The sequence below is a fragment of the Velocimicrobium porci genome, assembly GCF_009696045.1.
GTDB classification, from domain to species: domain Bacteria; phylum Bacillota; class Clostridia; order Lachnospirales; family Lachnospiraceae; genus Velocimicrobium; species Velocimicrobium porci.
Genome location: NZ_VUMT01000033.1, coordinates 1 through 17,489, shown reverse-complemented (window position 1 = coordinate 17,489; position 17,489 = coordinate 1). Strand labels below are relative to the sequence as shown.

The 17,489-nt window shown below is 35.1% G+C and carries 18 protein-coding genes; all 18 read left to right on the top strand.

The window, feature by feature from the left end; all coding sequences use genetic code 11:
• Positions 1-115 precede the first annotated feature (115 nt).
• Positions 116-1,201 (top strand): tyrosine-type recombinase/integrase, encoded by a 1,086-nt coding sequence (locus FYJ58_RS13575; protein WP_456300788.1) that lies wholly within the window; start codon positions 116-118, stop codon positions 1,199-1,201.
• Between the two features lie 4 nt (positions 1,202-1,205).
• A complete protein-coding gene (locus FYJ58_RS13570; protein ID WP_154520248.1) occupies positions 1,206-1,532 on the top strand; it encodes a plasmid mobilization protein in 327 nt (108 codons plus the stop codon).
• Positions 1,516-2,016 carry a TnpV protein gene (locus FYJ58_RS13565; protein ID WP_235912661.1) on the top strand — a complete coding sequence of 167 codons (501 nt, stop codon included), beginning with the start codon at positions 1,516-1,518 and terminating at the stop codon, positions 2,014-2,016. The genes FYJ58_RS13570 and FYJ58_RS13565 overlap by 17 nt, the downstream gene beginning before the upstream one ends.
• Positions 2,017-2,052: 36 nt before the next feature.
• The gene (locus FYJ58_RS13560; protein WP_154520247.1) at positions 2,053-3,018 is read left to right on the top strand and encodes a ParM/StbA family protein; all 966 of its coding nucleotides are present in this window, start codon (positions 2,053-2,055) and stop codon (positions 3,016-3,018) included.
• A gap of 8 nt (positions 3,019-3,026) precedes the next feature.
• The gene (locus tag FYJ58_RS13555) at positions 3,027-3,509 is read left to right on the top strand and encodes a hypothetical protein (RefSeq protein ID WP_154520246.1); all 483 of its coding nucleotides are present in this window, start codon (positions 3,027-3,029) and stop codon (positions 3,507-3,509) included.
• Between the two features lie 693 nt (positions 3,510-4,202).
• Entirely contained in the window at positions 4,203-4,610 is a 408-nt protein-coding gene (locus tag FYJ58_RS13550) for a plasmid mobilization protein (RefSeq protein WP_205839270.1), read from the top strand.
• Between the two features lie 4 nt (positions 4,611-4,614).
• Positions 4,615-6,558 carry a relaxase/mobilization nuclease domain-containing protein gene (locus FYJ58_RS13545; RefSeq protein WP_154520244.1) on the top strand — a complete coding sequence of 648 codons (1,944 nt, stop codon included), beginning with the start codon at positions 4,615-4,617 and terminating at the stop codon, positions 6,556-6,558.
• A 216-nt stretch (positions 6,559-6,774) separates the two neighbouring features.
• Positions 6,775-6,969 carry a DNA-binding protein gene (locus tag FYJ58_RS13540; RefSeq protein ID WP_154520243.1) on the top strand — a complete coding sequence of 65 codons (195 nt, stop codon included), beginning with the start codon at positions 6,775-6,777 and terminating at the stop codon, positions 6,967-6,969.
• The gene (locus tag FYJ58_RS13535; protein WP_154520242.1) at positions 6,963-9,485 is read left to right on the top strand and encodes a DNA cytosine methyltransferase; all 2,523 of its coding nucleotides are present in this window, start codon (positions 6,963-6,965) and stop codon (positions 9,483-9,485) included. The genes FYJ58_RS13540 and FYJ58_RS13535 overlap by 7 nt, the downstream gene beginning before the upstream one ends.
• Positions 9,478-10,695 carry a restriction endonuclease gene (locus FYJ58_RS13530; protein WP_154520241.1) on the top strand — a complete coding sequence of 406 codons (1,218 nt, stop codon included), beginning with the start codon at positions 9,478-9,480 and terminating at the stop codon, positions 10,693-10,695. Before FYJ58_RS13535 ends, FYJ58_RS13530 begins: the two co-directional genes overlap by 8 nt.
• An 11-nt stretch (positions 10,696-10,706) precedes the next feature.
• Positions 10,707-11,081 carry a hypothetical protein gene (locus FYJ58_RS13525; protein ID WP_154520240.1) on the top strand — a complete coding sequence of 125 codons (375 nt, stop codon included), beginning with the start codon at positions 10,707-10,709 and terminating at the stop codon, positions 11,079-11,081.
• Positions 11,082-11,093: 12 nt separating this feature from the next.
• Positions 11,094-11,900, top strand: a complete 807-nt coding sequence (locus tag FYJ58_RS13520) for an HNH endonuclease (protein ID WP_154520239.1) — start codon at positions 11,094-11,096, stop codon at positions 11,898-11,900.
• An 11-nt stretch (positions 11,901-11,911) separates the two neighbouring features.
• A complete protein-coding gene (locus FYJ58_RS13515) occupies positions 11,912-12,316 on the top strand; it encodes a hypothetical protein (protein ID WP_154520238.1) in 405 nt (134 codons plus the stop codon).
• 90 nt (positions 12,317-12,406) lie between these two features.
• Positions 12,407-14,299 (top strand): ATP-binding protein, encoded by a 1,893-nt coding sequence (locus FYJ58_RS13510; protein ID WP_154520237.1) that lies wholly within the window; start codon positions 12,407-12,409, stop codon positions 14,297-14,299.
• A 20-nt stretch (positions 14,300-14,319) separates the two neighbouring features.
• Positions 14,320-15,390, top strand: a complete 1,071-nt coding sequence (locus FYJ58_RS13505; protein ID WP_154520236.1) for a DNA cytosine methyltransferase — start codon at positions 14,320-14,322, stop codon at positions 15,388-15,390.
• Between the two features lie 620 nt (positions 15,391-16,010).
• On the top strand, positions 16,011-16,373 hold the full coding sequence (locus FYJ58_RS13500; RefSeq protein ID WP_154520235.1) for a DUF1878 domain-containing protein: 363 nt from the start codon (positions 16,011-16,013) through the stop codon (positions 16,371-16,373).
• A 1-nt stretch (position 16,374) separates the two neighbouring features.
• Positions 16,375-16,872 (top strand): hypothetical protein, encoded by a 498-nt coding sequence (locus FYJ58_RS13495; RefSeq protein ID WP_154520234.1) that lies wholly within the window; start codon positions 16,375-16,377, stop codon positions 16,870-16,872.
• A gap of 17 nt (positions 16,873-16,889) precedes the next feature.
• On the top strand, positions 16,890-17,051 hold the full coding sequence (locus tag FYJ58_RS13490; protein WP_154520233.1) for a hypothetical protein: 162 nt from the start codon (positions 16,890-16,892) through the stop codon (positions 17,049-17,051).
• Positions 17,052-17,489 lie beyond the last annotated feature (438 nt).

Sequence of the window (17,489 nt, the reverse complement as noted above, 5' to 3'; positions counted from 1 at the left end):
ATCATGCACATGTAATTACAATATCCGGAAAATCATATCGGCTTAAAGATCATATCCAGACTGAAAATTAAAAAAGTTGTACATTATTATTTTGGAACTTTTGTACATTTTTGTATTGACATTTATAGACAATGCCACCGGCAAGTGGCGAGTGATATACCGTTACACGGATATCACAGGAAAACGAAAGCAGACACAAAAACGCGGCTTTGAAACAAAGCGAGAAGCAGTAGCCTGGGAACATGAGATGATGCTTAAGTCTCAGGCGAAGCTTGATATGACCTTTGGCAGTTTCTATGAGATATATGAAGCGGATAAGGCATCAAGATTAAAGCAGAGTACCTGGGAGACAAAAAGTCATATCATAAAAACAAAGATTTTACCATATTTTGCAGACCGTAAGATTGATGAAATTGAAGTTAGAGATGTGATTGCATGGCAGAATGAGCTTCTGGCAGCCTTTAAGAATGAAGGAAAGGAAGAAAGATATTCTCAGGACTATTTAAGAACGATACAAGCTCAGCTTACAGCAATATTTGCACATGCGATGAAATATTACAATCTTCCGAAGAATCCGTCCTCACTGGCAGGAACCATTGGTAAGGAGGTACCAAAGGAGATGCAATTTTGGACGAAAGAAGAGTATCTAAAATTTGCAGAGGTAATGATGGACAAGCCGCGTTCCTATTATGCTTTTGAGCTTTTATATTGGACGGGAATTCGTTCAGGAGAGTTGCTGGCACTTACGCCAAGCGATTTTGATTTTGAAAAGCAGACATTGCGAATCAATAAAACATTCCATCGCTCGAAGGGGGAGGATATTATTACGACACCTAAGACGGTAAAAAGTAATCGAATTATTACTTTGCCACCATTTTTGTGTGATGAGATTAAAGATTATCTTGGAATGTTTTATGAGATAGGTGAAAGTGAGAGAATGTTCAGTTTTACAAAATCATATCTTGGTCATGAGATGGAAAGAGGCTGTAAGGCATCGGGTGTGAAAAAAATCAGAATTCATGATTTACGTCATAGCCATGTCTCTCTTCTTATCAATATGGGATTTAGTGCATTAGCTATAGGGAAGCGTGTGGGGCATGAAACAGAGAAAATTACTTATCGCTATGCACATTTATTCCCGACTGTGCAAAATGAGATGGCTGAGAAACTGGAAATTGAGAGAATGACGAAGGAGGCGTAACAATATGGAGAAAAGTTTAGATGCTAAAGGCAGATGGAGAAATCGCAATGTTGGATTTCGAGTATCTGAGGAAGAAGCAAAGTTGTTAGATGATTTAGTGGAATTATCCGGACTTGCAAAGCAGGATTATATCCTGCGAAGATTATTAAATCGTGAGGTAGTTGTTCAGGGAAATCCGAAGGTATTCAAGGCATTGAAGAATCAAATGACACAGATATATGAGGAACTCAAACGTCTGGAATCCGTCAGCGATGATAATGAGGAGCTTTTGATTGTGGTGGAAATGGTGGCAAAAATTATGAAGGGAATGGTAAATGAGTATGACGGATAAGCAAAAAGAAAAGGCTGCTCGGATTCCGGCTATTGGCGTAGCCGGTGAGCAACCTTCCCATATGTATAACAAGACAATTATAGCAGATACCGTGGAGTCTGGCAATTTGCAAACCACAGAGGAAGTATCAATGTTTGAAAGAATGGGTGGGCAGTATGAAGAAAGAGATGGAATCTTCTATCCACTAATTTCTATGGAAGAAGAGCATGTCGATGTGGGAAAGTATGGACTTTTTTGGATGGAATATATGAAATCAGAATATCCTCAGAGATATGTCAGCCTAAAAAGATGTTGCAGATTAAGAGAGAAAGCTGCAGAAGTAAACGAAGAAGCATATAGGATTCTTGATGAGATTACAGATAAATATCTAAAAGGTAAAGTGGAGCATTCAGATTCTACAATGGAAGTGTGGAAGCTTAGAGAACAAGCCAGAATGATGGCAGAAGAGATAATTTTTGCTGAAATTGTAAATCAGTTTCATTAAAATATTGAATATTTATTCAAGGAAAGAGAGGCAATTATGACAGAAGGAAGAAATACAAACTACTACGCAGTTGATGGACTTATTATGCAAGGAGAGCATATGGATGTAAGCACGCCGGTTAAAATAGCATTAGACCATGGATGGAGCTCTATTAAAGGAGAACACATTTTTATGGAGAATCTTGTTACACCGGTAGATTATACGCCGCTTACTAATAATGGATTATTAGAGTATCGTGGCAGGAAATATATTATCGGTCAGGGTAGAATGGGAAAACAGGCAACTAAGACAGAAAACGATAATTATTTTCTTCTGACGCTTGCAGGAATTGCAAAGGAGCTTAGTTATCAGAGGATTGAAAAGACAACGCATGTTGAACTATATGCCGGTGTACCGCTTACAATGTTTGGTGCAGAGAGAAAGGCATTTCGTGAATATCTATGGCACAAGGAACAGCTTTCCTTTACCTTTGAGGGTGTGCATTATTGTTTTTATCTGGATAAGGTGAAAATCTATGCTCAGTGTTATGCGGCGATTGCAAATCGTATGGGAGATATGAACAGACTTCGATGTGTGGATTTAGGTTCATGGACAATGGATGTTCTGAGTGTAAAGGATAAGGTGCCGATGGATAAGGATGCCTACACCTATGAAGTGGGACTTATCACAGCCTTTGAACGAATTAAAAAGGAGGGGCTCCCAAAAGTGCATTGTGAAATTCCTGAAGAAGATATTACAGATTATATTAAAGGGAATATTACCAGTGTAAATGATGAGTTTATCCCAATTATCGAAAAAGGCTTGCAGGAATATGCTGATAATGTTGAAGCAAAGCTTAGGGAAATCAAGGTGGATTTGAAGCATGAAAACATCATTTATGTGGGCGGTGGTGCCAGCGTGATGAAAAAGTTCGGAAGAACTAAGGGTATGAATATTCAATATGTTACAGATGTGAAAGCAAATGCAATTGGGTATCGTTATCTTGCAGATAATATCGGATAGGAGGCACTATGAAAAATTCTATCACCTTTCGTTTGAATCCGAAACATGCAGAGGATAGAGAAATTATGGAATGGTTAGATGCAAATGCAGCTGAGGAGGGTGGGCAAACTGCCCTCGTCAAATCAGCATTGCTATCTGTCATTCATGGTAATAAAGAAGCGGACTATTATCAGAAAATGCAATATGAAATTCAGAAGGCGATATCAAAAGAAAATGAAATATTTTCGGATACTGTAAAAGAAGTGATGCAATCTATGGTAAATCAAATGTTTGCCGGTTCTCTTGCAATGATTGGACAAACTCAGAATCCGTTACAGGTGGCATATCCACAACAATTATATTCGTCTGTAGCTGCATTAGATTCCATAAGTAGTTGTACGGCGGAAAAAACACAAGCTGCTGAGGTTAAAGACCTTGAGGCGGATAATTGTAAATCTATGGATGATGATACAAGAAATGCTCTAGGAAGTTTGTTTGATGATGAGGATTAATCAAAAAAATAAGAGAAAAACTTATAAAGGTGTTAGCCAGACTGTCTTACAAAAAGGTTCATTGTCAACCAAAATGTAAGGCAGTTTTTTATTGGAACAATTTGAGTTGGATGAAATGTCTTACGTGGAGTGTCAAGCCGAAGAGTGAAAAATCCGGCTTAAAAAAGCTGGATTTTTTTGCTCACAGGCGGGGATGGCTGGGGCTTGGGGATGCAATCCCCAACAAGTCCTGCCCTGTGTACACACAGGGCGGAACTTGCTCTACTAATTGCGACTTTAATGGAGCACCCGCCGGCTTTAGTCGGCTTGCATCAGGGAATAATCGAGTTCTTGTGTAAAAAGATGCAATGGCTATTGGAAGATTTCAATAGGAAATGGAATATAGATGATTTCTGTAAGACAAAGTGTTTAACAAATTTCCCCATATGCACCACTGGCGAATAGCCTGTTTTGTGGTGCAGGAACATTTCTTGGTTTACGATATCCACGAAACGCAGTGGAGTGTATCACGAGCGAAGCGAGTTATTCGTGAGTGACCATAGGGGAGCGAGCGTATAACCGGAGGGAGGAGCAACAGCGACGGCGAAAAATATTGCCGTATCCGGCATTAATAAAAATTGTAACTGTTAACCAAGCAGATAAAGTGAAATGACTTTAATTTCTGCATCATCAATGGAAGGAGAATTGAACACTATGGTAAAAGATACAGATAAAAAGAATGAAGCAATGACACGTATCGAGATGCGTATATCCAAAAAGGATAAGGCAATCATTGAACAAAAGGCAAGAAAGACAGGTCTTACCACATCGGAGTTTATCAGGAGAAGTGCTCTTGGAAGACGTCTTCCGTGTTATGGAGATACTACACTTTTACAGGAATATTCTATGCAGCTTGGAAAGATTGGTTCAAATTTGAACCAGATTGCAAGGTGTTTCAACCAGGGATTTATATCGGATACTCTTAGAGGCGAAGTTAGAGAGGCTTGCAGGGAGCTTTTGAATTTGAAGTTTCGGATTTTACCGGCACTTGAGGATGTAGCCTGTGGCAAGAAATATCAAAAGAAAACAAAAAGTACAGCAAGCGGCAAAGAAAGTGGGTGATTAAGTGGCTATATTAAAGCATATTCCGGTTAAGAACCGTTATTATTCATCTGCTGTAGAATATCTAACCTGTCAGTTTGATGAATACACAAACAAACCGATTCTCAATGAAAAAGGAAGGATTATGGAACGGGAAGAGTATCTGATTGAGGGTGTGAACTGTGAGGTGGATACTTTTGGAGCAGAATGCATTGAGACGAATCGTTTCTATGGAAAAAATAATGCAGTGAAGGATGTGAAAGCACATCATTATATTATATCCTTTGATCCCACCGATAATATAACGATGGATGAGGCACTTGCATTCGGAAAAGAATGGTTATCTGTCTTTGCTCCGGGGCATCAGGCAGTAATTGCAGCGCATCCGGATGGCCATCATGGCAGCAAAAATATGCATGTCCATATTGTGTTAAATTCCGTAAGGAAATACGCAGGGAAACAGGAGACGTGGCACTATAAACCCTGTGAATGGAAGCAGGGATGTAAGCATAGAAGTACAGGAAAAATGATGCATTATGCTAAAAAGTGGGTAATGAGAAAATGTCTGATTCAGGGATACGAGCAGGTGGATCTTCTTACAAAAAAGCATCGTGATGATTACTGGGTAGAGAAACGATTAATGAAATCCAATGCTAAGGATGGTGTTGGAACGACTTCAAATAAAGAGCTGATACGAAATACCATTGATAAGCTGATACCGGCAGTAAAATCATTTGAACAGCTGGTGGAATGTCTGACCAATATATATGGTTGGAAGATTCGTGTAACGGATAAAGCAGTAACATTTACCATGCCGGATATGAAGCGGGGAATCCGTGGTAATAAGCTTGGAGATGGGTATGGAAAAGCTGAACTGACGGAACGAATTGATGTTGCTATCAAGGAAAGGGCTGCTGCAGAAGCTAAGAGGATTGCAGAAGAAAAGGCAAGAGAAGAAGCTAGGCGGATTGCAGAGGTTAAAGCTAAGGCGGAGGCTGAAGCAAGAGAAAAAGCCAGAATCAAAGCAGAACGAAAAGCGGCGGCTGAAAGAGCAGAACAGAAGAGAAAAGAAGAATTGTCCCAGAAAAAGAGAAAATTGGCATTTGAACGAAATGGTATTCAATATGAGTATTTTATGGCAAATTCTGATTCTGAGAGTTGGAATCCTGAGTATGCGGAGTATCTGATGGCAGAGAAGATTGCTGATTATGATTCCAAAACATTGGAAGAGTTATCTATACCGATTTTGAAGAAAGAAGAATTCGAACGAAAGCAGATTGAAGAACTGCAGGAGGAAATTTGCAAGAAGGCGCATGAATTATGGAAGGATACTCTCAATAATATTGATGGGGTAGTATATCCGCACAAGTGGGAATATCTGAACTATTTAGAGGAGATAAGGTATCGAAAGGCGTCTGCACTTACTTTGCAGCAGGTAAAAGAACCTATTCTTTCTTTCTGGGAATTCAGTGAAATGATGGAACGTGAAAGTGCTATGCCTGCGGAATCGGTTGGAAACGTTCGGGATGTTGTAGTGGTAGAGGCGGCAGAAGAAATAGAAGAAACAATAGGTACTGAAAAGAAGCTGGCAGAAGCTCTTGAGGTTCAGGATATTTCAATACTGGAATCAACAGTAGAAGAGGTGGCTGTCATTGAACCGGTTGTTGAAAGAACATTAACTATCGAGGAAAGGGCAAAAGAAATATCAACTGTTATTCGTAATAATTATGGCAGATATGACAATGTGCCGGTAAAGGTGAAAGTAGAGCTATTCCAATTTTCTATTGATGATTTAGAAGCAGATATGAAACTACATTCATTAGTGTTAAAAGAGCTTAATGTGAAAATGTATAGTTCGGAACTGTATGATGATTATATGAGCGTTGTGGATGCGACGGATAAGAAGCCGGTTGAGGAACAGAATGTGAATTATTACAACAATGAAAAATGTTGGAATAGGAGTAGGTAAACAGAATTATTGACAAGATGGACAGGTATTATATTGACTAAAAATATCTGTTCTTTACATAAAAATTCTTTTAAGTTTTAAATTTGCATTGGGGCAAAACTAGAATTTAAAAATACACATCATGGCAAAAAAGAACGAACGAATGTTTGGTGAAAAACGCTTGTAATTATTCAGATAAATGAATATAATATAATGTATAGGACAAGGAGGAGAAACATGGAATATTTAACCACAATAGAGATGTCAAAAAAGTGGGGAATTACCTCGAGAAGAATTGCTGTATTATGTGAGCAAGGTCGAATAGTAGGTGTTGTGAAAAAAGGAAAAACATGGCTTATTCCATATGATTCAGAAAAACCTGAGGATGCTAGAAAAAATAATCATAGTAAACGAGGTGCGTTGGAATGTTAAAAGATAAAACATTAACATATATAAGTCTTTTTAGTTGTGCTGGAGTTGGTTGCTTTGGATTTAAGAAAGCAGGATTTGAGTGTATAGCTACAAATGAGCTAATAGAAAGAAGACTGAATGTTCAAAAATTCAATAATAAATGTAGATTTGAGTCTGGATACATTTGCGATGATATAACTACAGATCAAACTAAGGAGAAAATTTTTGCGGAGATAAATAGATGGAAAAAACTGGGGAATGATAAGGTAGATGTTTTAGTTGCAACACCACCTTGTCAGGGGATGTCCGTTGCTAATCATAAAAAGGCTGAAAATGAGATTGTTAGAAATAGTTTGGTAGTAGAGTCTATACATCTAATACAAGAGATTAATCCAAGATTTTTTATTTTTGAAAATGTAGCTGCCTTTATGAAAACCGGATGTACTGCTCCTGATGGAACAATTAAAGCAATAGGTGATGTGATTTATGAAGAGTTAAGTAACAAGTATATTATTGTTAGTAGGATTCTTAATTTCAAGAACTATGGTTCTAATTCATCAAGAACACGTACGGTTGTTATTGGTGTCAGTAAAGAAATGTCGGAACATGTTGCACCTATTGAATTGTATCCTACATATGTGGAGGAAATGACTTTAAAGCAAGTAATTGGTAATATGCCAAAGCTTGAATGGGGAGAAATCTGTGCTACTGATTTTTACCATGCATTCAGAACATACCCAGAAGAAATGCGTTGTTGGATACATGATTTAAAAGAAGGAGAGAGTGCTTTTGATAATGAAGATGAATTGAAACGCCCTCATAAGGTTGTTAATGGGAAGATTGTTCCTAATATACGGAAAAACGGAGATAAATACACTCGTCAGTTTTGGGACAAAGTTGCTCCCTGTATTCACACAAGGAATGATCAATTGGCAAGTCAAAATACAGTTCATCCAGAAGAAGATAGAGTTTTTTCAATTCGTGAGCTGATGAAGATTATGACAATTCCTAGTGATTTCCGGTGGATTGATAAATCCTTAGAAGAACTTAATGCATTGCCAGAAAAAAGTAAAAAGGCATTACTCAAAAGAGAAGAAATAAAGATTAGGCAGAGTATTGGGGAGGCTGTTCCTACTGAGATATTTTTCCAAATTGCTTGTAATATAAGGAATTTTATGGAACAAGAGCATTTTACTAATGCAATGATAAATAAAACAATAGAAGAGTGTAAATTGGAGGAGGCAGAAAAACTAATTGATTTTATTATGAATAATCCGCTTAATTTGGGAAGTGCTTCGTTGGCAAGAATTGCAGAGTTAACTAATTCTAAAAGAGAAAATAATGCGGCGTACTATACAAATAAATTTATTGTAAATGAAATTTATAAGCAGCTTCCTGATTTCGAGAAAGATGAAATTAGTGTGTTGGAGCCATCTGTTGGAGTTGGTAATTTTCTACCATTTATTTTCAAGAAGTATGAGGGAATTAAGAATGTCAATATTGATGTAGTAGATATTGATCAAAACAATTTACAAATTTTGCAATTACTATTAAAAAAACAAAGAATACCGTCCAATGTAAAAATGAATTTTATTCATGCAGACACATTGTTGTATGATTTTAAGAAAAGGTATGATTTAGTAATTGGTAATCCACCATTTTCGAAATTAAAAGCAAAAGAAGCAAAAAAGTATTTGAAGAATAATGTGAACAAAGATACAACTAATACTTTTGAATTTTTTTTGGAAAAGGCAATATCTATTGCGGATTATGTTGTGATGATAATGCCGAAAGCAGTGTTGAATACGCCAGAGTTTAGTACTACTAGAGAGTTGCTTTCTGGAAAGAAAATAGATTGTATTCAGGATTATGGTGAAAATGGATTCAAGGGTGTACTGGTTGAAACTATATGTATGTTTATTGATACACTTGGTCAACCTAAGAATACAAAAGTGGAATCGTTGACATTAAAGAAAAGTATTATCCAAAATCAAAAATATATTACGGATAACGCATATCCATATTGGATAATTTACAGAGATGATTTCTTTGATAGTATTTCTAAGAGACTTGATTTTGATAAGTTTACTGTTTTTAGAGATAGACAGATTACTAATTCTAATACAACGCAAAAAAATGAAAAAGATTGTTTGAGAGTAATTAAGTCTAGGAATATTAGTGATGATGGAAAAGAAATTGTTGATATACCAGGGTATGATTCCTATATTAAAAAGACTACGGCAGAGGCTTTAAGTGCATATAAGTATGTAGGAAATCCGAATGTGTATTTGACACCCAATATGACATATAAGCCAAGGGTGATGCGTAATACGGAGAACGTAGTTGTGAATGGTTCTGTTGCTGTATTGATACCCAAGGAAGATTTGGAATTATCAGAGGAACAAATGGAATATTTCTCAACTGATGAATATAGACAGTTTTATCAGATTGCAAGGAATTATCAGACACGTTCTTTAAATGTAGATGCCACGAGTGTTTTTTTCTATGGAGTATTGAAGGAGTGCTGTAATGGATAATGAAACTATACAAAGATTTTTAGATGAACATGATTATGATGTTAGAAAGACACATAACGGACGTTGGATAGACCAAAAATGTACAATGGATGTTGTGTGTCTAGTATCAGACTGCATTGTGGAATACACGAGTAATACCCCTGATAAGACATTTACAGTAAATGATATTTGGTATAGTGATTATACTGTAGAGAATGTTCAGCAGATTTTTAGTAAACCGGATCCTACAGAAAAAGCTTCAAATGAATACGATAAATATTTTGGTCAACCTATTAAATTATTGGATGCTGCTGGAATTATTCGTGGGGAAAAAGGTGGGCGAGGATATAGGTATTCCATTGTTAATCAAGAATTGTTGGAATATATAAGTTTTAGGGAGAGAAACAGTTATAATTTTCTTTGTCTCTATATTGAAAAAGTACTTAAAGATAGTGGCCTTTATAGAATGTTTGAATACTTTTTTCGCTTACAAGATAAGAACAGCTTCAAAGAATTAAAAGATGCTTATACATCATTTACAATACAGAATACACCAATTAATGGTGCAACAGAATGTGGCCGTATTTTTACAAAAGTGTTAAATCCACTGGCATGTAAATATAAAAAATGCGGAACTGAAAGAGGTCATTTATCCAAGGATATTATTACACAGGATATGATTATGTATAATCAGAGAAACTGGAGAGATATTTTATCAGAGAAACCGAAAGATATGACAAGAGTTGAGTATGAGGATACTTTGCCTAAGCCAGACAATGATTATATGACTACATATCGTATTAATCGTGCCAAGCGAAATTTGCGTAGATATAATGATATGTATCGTGAGGGTAAAACAGAGGTGTTCGATGAAAGACATATTATGGACCCGGCAACTCAGATGCATCATATTTTCCCGGCTAATGAGTTTCCGTCAATTGCAGATTATTTGGAAAACTTGATAGCATTAACACCTACGCAGCATTTTACATACGCTCATCCTAATAATAATACGCAGTATATTGACAGGGCATATCAATATTTGTGTTTGATAGCAAAGACTGGAGCAATTAGGGATAATTTGCTTGGAAAAAAGCATGAGCCGATAATTTATGATTTTTATTTATATCAAACAGTGCTAAATACTGGATTAGAAACCGATGAGTTTTTTGAAGTTCAAGAAATGGATTTTGAGGGTTTGCTAAACAGAATTGAAAAGTACTATGAATAAGGAGACCAGCTATGAAAAGAAAAGAGTTTAAAGAGAATTTATTTGCGGCGTTAGATAATGATGTTGATGATATTACTTATGATGAAAAAATGGTATTAGTACATAATTTGCTCGTGGATTACGAAAAAGAAAATGAAACAAAAAGAGATATCACAAATAAGGGGGAAAAGTGGACGGATGAGGAATTAAAGATAATTTTATCTGCTGCACCTACAAAAGAGAATTGTGTAAAGTATGCGAGATTATTTAAAAGAGGATACGGAAGTATTGAACAGATTTATAGATGGTCTGTGACACCGAAAAAAGATATGTCAGATGAACGTAAAGAAGACAGTTTTGTAAAGCAGGTAAAAAGAATAGCAAAAGAATTAGGAATCAGAGGATAGGGAAAAAATTTTATGGTATTGGATTGGGGAAATGTTTTAAAATTTGATAACGAAAAGGACTACTATGAAACATTAGGATTTTTGTCTAAAGATGATGAGTATATAAGAATCTATACAGAAAGTAATGATAAAGCAGGTGCATGGGCAGGTCAAGGAAGAATGTCTTTACGTAATGTAGATATTGATTCATTACCGGAATCCTTGCGTAATGCTTTCAAAACAAGCACTGATGGTAGAATTAGTGAGACTCGGTATGTAAGAAACCTTAAAGAAAATCATTGTTTTACAAAAGAGGTTGATCCTACAGGAAGTGATTTTACCAAGAGGTTGTATAAAGAGTCTCTTGAAAAAGTCCTTAATACAGTTCCAGAAGAATATGAGAACGACTTTTATAGGGGCTATCATTGGAATTGCGAAGTTGTAAGAAGAGTACGGAAAGCATCTAGATATGATATAAACTTAAGTGACGAATCACAACATGAGGAAATAGAACATCAAACAGAAGGACGAAGAACAGTATATTATACAACTAAATATGAACGTAGTGCCAAGAATCGTGAAGCTGCTATACAAATACATGGGACAAAGTGTATGATATGTGGTTTTGATTTTGAAGAAAAATATGGGCAATTAGGTAAAGGCTATATTGAAGTTCACCATATTAAGCCCTTGTCGGAACTTGATGAAGAAATAGTTGTTAATCCGGAAACTGATTTGATATGTGTATGTTCAAATTGTCATAGAATGTTACATAGGTTTAAAAGCTATATTGTTTCAGTGGAAGAACTAAAGCAGATTATAGAGGATAATGAAGAATAGGAGGAATTTGTATGGTACAGTTAGATTGGGGAACAGGCATTGGTTTGCATTTTCATGATGAGGCGGAATATTATGAAACATTGGGTTATTTAGCTAAAAATCCTGCATTGGTAGATGTATACACTCATGATAATGATAGAAGTGGAGCGTGGGCAGGACAAGGTAAATTACAAAGCCGGGTAAATAAAAGCAGGCTTCCAGATGGATTGCGTCGTTCGTTTGTTCTGTCAGGAGATGATAGATTGAGTGTAACTGACTATGTAAGAAATTTAGTTTATAATCATGCGTTTACGCAATATTATGATCCGACGGGGAATTTTTATACATTTTATAGATTCCCTGATTCAGTAACAGCTGTTAGGGCAACGGTTCCGAGAGAAAATTTAGATGATTTTGATAGAGGATATAATTATTAAAAGTCAGATTTTTTTCAAACAGGTTGGTCATACTCAAAAATCATGGTAGATTATGAGGTTTTTATAGCAAATTATACGAGGTGAAGACATATGAGTACAAAAGAGTATAAACTTAATATTGACCCGGCAATTTTAGAATTGTTGGGACCTAGCTTATATACAAATATTTATTATATTATTGCAGAGTTAATTGCAAATGCTTATGATGCTGATGCTCATAATGTTTATGTGATTGATAAAAAAGACAGCATAGTAGTTGAAGATGATGGAAAAGGAATGTCTTATACTGATGGTGATATAGATAAGTATTTAAATGTAGCTCGTGTGTCTAGAAAGAGTAAAGAAGACGAGGTAACAGATTTAGGAAGAAAGAAAATGGGACGAAAAGGTGTTGGTAAACTTGCCGCATTATCTGTATCTGAGAATGTTCTGGTGAAGACAATGGTCAATACAGAGAAATCGGGATTTGTGTTATCAAGAAAGGTAAATGAAGATAAGTTATTACAACCAATAGAAGAAGAAAAAATTCTGTTTGATAAGATTGATGGGAATGGAACATCAATTGAGATGATCAATCCGCAGTATAAGTTGCATTCAACAATAAAAGCAATTAAAAGAAATCTATTAAAAATATTTCCAATGGTAAGTGATGAGTTTACAATACATATCATTAGAGGTGACGACGAAGAAATTATAAGTAGCTTTGATAAGGAAATGATTGGAGAATTATCAACATTAATAACTGTGGGAGAAAAATTTAAGTATCTGAACGATTATTTTAAAACAAGCTACTCAAATAATATTTCTGAATTGTTAGATAATAGAGAAAGTATTAAAATTCCGTTATCACTTTTCAATAGAGAAGGAGAATTTAAAGAATATACTTTAGAAATAAAAGGTTGGATTGGAACATATATAACAACGAGAGGAAGAAAGGTAGAAATCACTGATTTTCCTGATAATTTTATCTCGCTATTTGCAAATAATAAAATGGGTGAGTTTAATATCTTGCCGGCGGTCGGGCAAAATAAGTTGAATGAAGTGTTCGTTGTAGGACAATTACATGTGGATTTATTTGAGTTGACAGAGCTGCCAGATATGGCATTAAGCAATCGCCAAGGATATAAATCAGATGATGTTCGTTACCAAAAGGTGCTCGAACAAGTAAGAAATGTGTTACTCCCTGATATTTTAAAAATGAGAGACAAATTTGTAGCACTTGGTAAGAATGAAAAAGAAAAACAAAAATTGGAAAAACAAAAAGAAGATGAAAAGAAACTTAGAACATCGGTAGATAATTTCAAGAAGAAGTCATCAACAAATGTCGCACATAAATTATCAAAAAAAATAAAGAATATTTCTCAAGAAAATATTGAAGAAATACAGAAAATCGTTGAGGACGAAATGAATGCTAATAGCATAGATTTGGGATTGAAAAGTGTTGTAGATAATAATAAAAAGAAAATCCTTATTAGCCAAACTTACAAAGATAAAGATCTTGCAGATATTGTATTTAATATGTTGTTGTATAATGGAGTTCCTGTGGAGGATATAATATATACTAATTGTGATGATGAGAGAGCTCGTATTCCTGAGGTTGCAAGTGGAAAAAGTGGAATATATGATTATTTAAGAGACTTTTTTGTAAATAGTTATTCAACTCAAAAAATATATATTATATTTGTAACTAGTGAGAATACAAAGAAATCATGGGGAGCATTGACTGAGGTCGGAGCTGCATGGATAACCCAAATAAATCATAAGGTTTTTAATATCGCTGATTTTAGACCAGAACATCCATTAGATGACGAGTCACAATGGCATATTAGTTGTAGAGATTCATCTGGAATTCTTACAATGTCAAAGTTATCATGCGACATATTTGCACAAAAGATAGAAGTGATTTGCGAGTATTTAGGTTACAAGAAAAAAGACAGAGCGTCAAATTTGAAACATCTTGAGACATTAGTAAAAATCGTTTGAGGAAAGGATGTGGATGAAAAATGACGTATGGTGTTGTTGACTTATTCTGTGGCGTTGGAGGATTGACATGTGGACTTGAAAAAGCAGGATTGGATGTTGTTGCTGGTTATGATTTAGACGCTAGTTGTGAGTATACTTATACTTATAATAATAATGCTATTTTTATTAATCGTAATGTGGAGGAAATATCGGGACAAGAGATTAAGAGACTGCTTAGAGGTTATGATATTAAAGTCTTGGCCGGATGTGCACCATGTCAACCATTCTCTCGACATCAAAAGGATAAAAAAAATAGAAAGAAACATAAAGATTGGAAATTATTATACCAGTTTGGTAGACTTGTTCGGGAAGTTAAGCCACATATTGTATCAATGGAGAATGTACCAGAGTTGGAAGCAGAACAGGTGTTTAAAGATTTTGTAAAAGTGTTAGAAGAATTAAAGTATAATGTAACGTATAAGGTAGTTAATGCAGCTGATTATGGAGTGCCACAAAGAAGAAAAAGACTGTTATTATTAGCATCAAAAAAGAAAAAAATCAAATTTATTGAACCAACGCACAATACACCTGTTACAGTAAGACAAGTTATTGGGAATTTGCCACCAATAGCAGCAGGAGTACAAAATAATGTGGATAACTTACATATTACTGCAACTTTATCGGATATAAATCTTGAGAGAATACAACATTCTATCCCAGGGGGAACTTGGAGAGATTGGCCGGAAGAACTTGTGCTAAATTGTCATAAAAAAGCCAGCGGACAGTCATATTCTTCAGTTTATGGAAGAATGAGATGGGATGATGTGGCACCGACAATAACGACGCAATTTATTGGTTATGGAACAGGGAGATTTGGACATCCTGAGCAAGATCGAGCATTAACATTGCGAGAGGGGGCTATGATTCAAACTTTTCCAGCAAATTATTCTTTCGTTCCGCAGGGAGAAGAGGTCGTGTTAAAAAATGTTGCTAGACATATTGGAAATGCGGTTCCTCCGCGCTTGGGTGAAATTATTGGGTTGAGTATAAAAGAACATTGTGAAACAAAGAGAAAATATACAAAGAAAAATAAGTATGTAAAGAATGAGTGATGTTGAAATTTTTAATCGTCAATTTGTTAAATTGATTTATTCCAGGAAATAAGCGTACATTATATGATATTGGGGGAAATAGTCCATGGAGATTGAGAGGGGGAAGAGGAGGATTCAAAGACATATCAGATAAATGTCGATAGAGATGTGGCGTCTGTTGACTTTAGAAGCCTTTGTAGAAACTTTGATAAAGATAGATAGCTTTTATTAATCTTGTTTCAGAATGTGGATGGCTTTTTTAACACATCAAGTGAATCCTGAGTATCTCGTAGTTTATGTTTGAGACGATTAATTTCTATTTGTTCTTATTCGTAGCAACCAGAATCAAAGGTAGGAATATCTCCATCGTTATATCTAAGCTGTGCTTCCTGACGAACCAGATTAATAGCTCATTCCGAGGTTCTTGGCATATTCAACCTGAGTTAAATCAGGGTGTTCTTTTCGATAGTTGATAGCCTCCAACTTAATTTGTTTATTGTGATGGGTTTACTTACATGACATAATGAATTTCGCGTAAATGTTATTATAACAAGGGTTGAGAGAGTTGTCTCATTTAAATTGTGCAAATTAGATGCTAACATTAAAAATTATATAAAAATGAAAAATGGAGGATTATGACAATGAATGGTGAAGAATTGCAAGAGATTATAGAGCGTTTGGATTTAATTGAGTTCAGACAGGAGTTGTTATTTAATAATACAGGTATTGATAGGAGTATGTTTGAGTATGGTATTACACGAAAACAATATCAATCAATTATGAATCTAATGGATGAATTTCGAGAGAAAATAGATTCTGGAAAACATTGTTCACATGGTGAGTTTGAAAACAAAATGTATGCAATTTTGCCTGATCATTATGGCGATTATCATATGTGTGAAGAATTTGCAAAGGGATTTATGGATGAAGGAAGATGGGAAGAAGTATTTATGGCTTTGTATGGAGATATGCCAAAATACTCGTATTTAAAGAAGGAGCAATAGTGTGTGGGAAATAATATCTAACATTTCAAGTATATGTAGTATTCTTGGATTACCTTTAGCATTGTGGCAAATATGCTCTATTAAGTCAAAGATTGAATCAACAGAGAAAGGGATTAAGAATATCTTAGACATTAAAGAACATGAAGAATTAAATCGAATTTTTACGATTTTGGAAAAGGAATATGCGGAATTATCTGACTTGATTACACAGATAAACAAGCCAGGAAAAACAAGCAAATCTAGTAATGAAAAATGTTGTGCTATTAACAGAGAAATAGGTAATTGTATTGTTATGATTCCACCTAGGTATAATGATATACTAGAAAATTTTAATAAAACAATGGAACATATCGAAAGCTTTGTTGAATCAGATATGAAAAGTAATGTTGAATTAAAGGAAGCTAGAGATTATTTAAATAATGCATTACAAAAAGTGAAAAAAGAACAGAAGTTGTTTGAAAGCAAGGAAGTGCATCTTGCATCACATAATAATGAATAATGTAAAAAAGTGTTAAAATGAAAGTAATAGTCAAATGTGAAAATTGTGGAAATGAGGTAGAGGTATCGCCAGTTACAATAGGGAAAATCGCTTATTGGGGTCAAGAACTTCGAAATATGAATTTTGATCTTGATAGCACTGATATTGACATTGAATTGCTAGAGAGTGAAGTTAAGTGACCCAGATGATATTGAAGCAAAATTAAAAGAAATACGAGTAGATTGCAGAAATTGTGGCGATTATATTTGTCTCAATTGCGAATAAAAATGCTTGCTTCAAAAGTGTGTTCAAGTTATAATATTTACATGGCAACAGTTTGGCAACAACCATTCAGTAGGTCGAAATAATCATTGTAATTTATATAAAAATATGCCCCATATTTGGATGGAACTTAAACAAAATAAGTTAATTAGATTATGGGACATAAAGAGTTTGAGTAAATTTTTTTAGCTCAGAATGTTGCAAAAATGCAATGTTCTGGGCTATTTTTTTACTTTATAGGAAAGTTCGACTTTCGTTAAACGCTTGGATGAAAATAGCCCGCACAAAGGCGGGCATGGGAAATAGACGACACTGTTTAGAAGATATAAAAACCTTCTACACCAGCCTCATCGGCG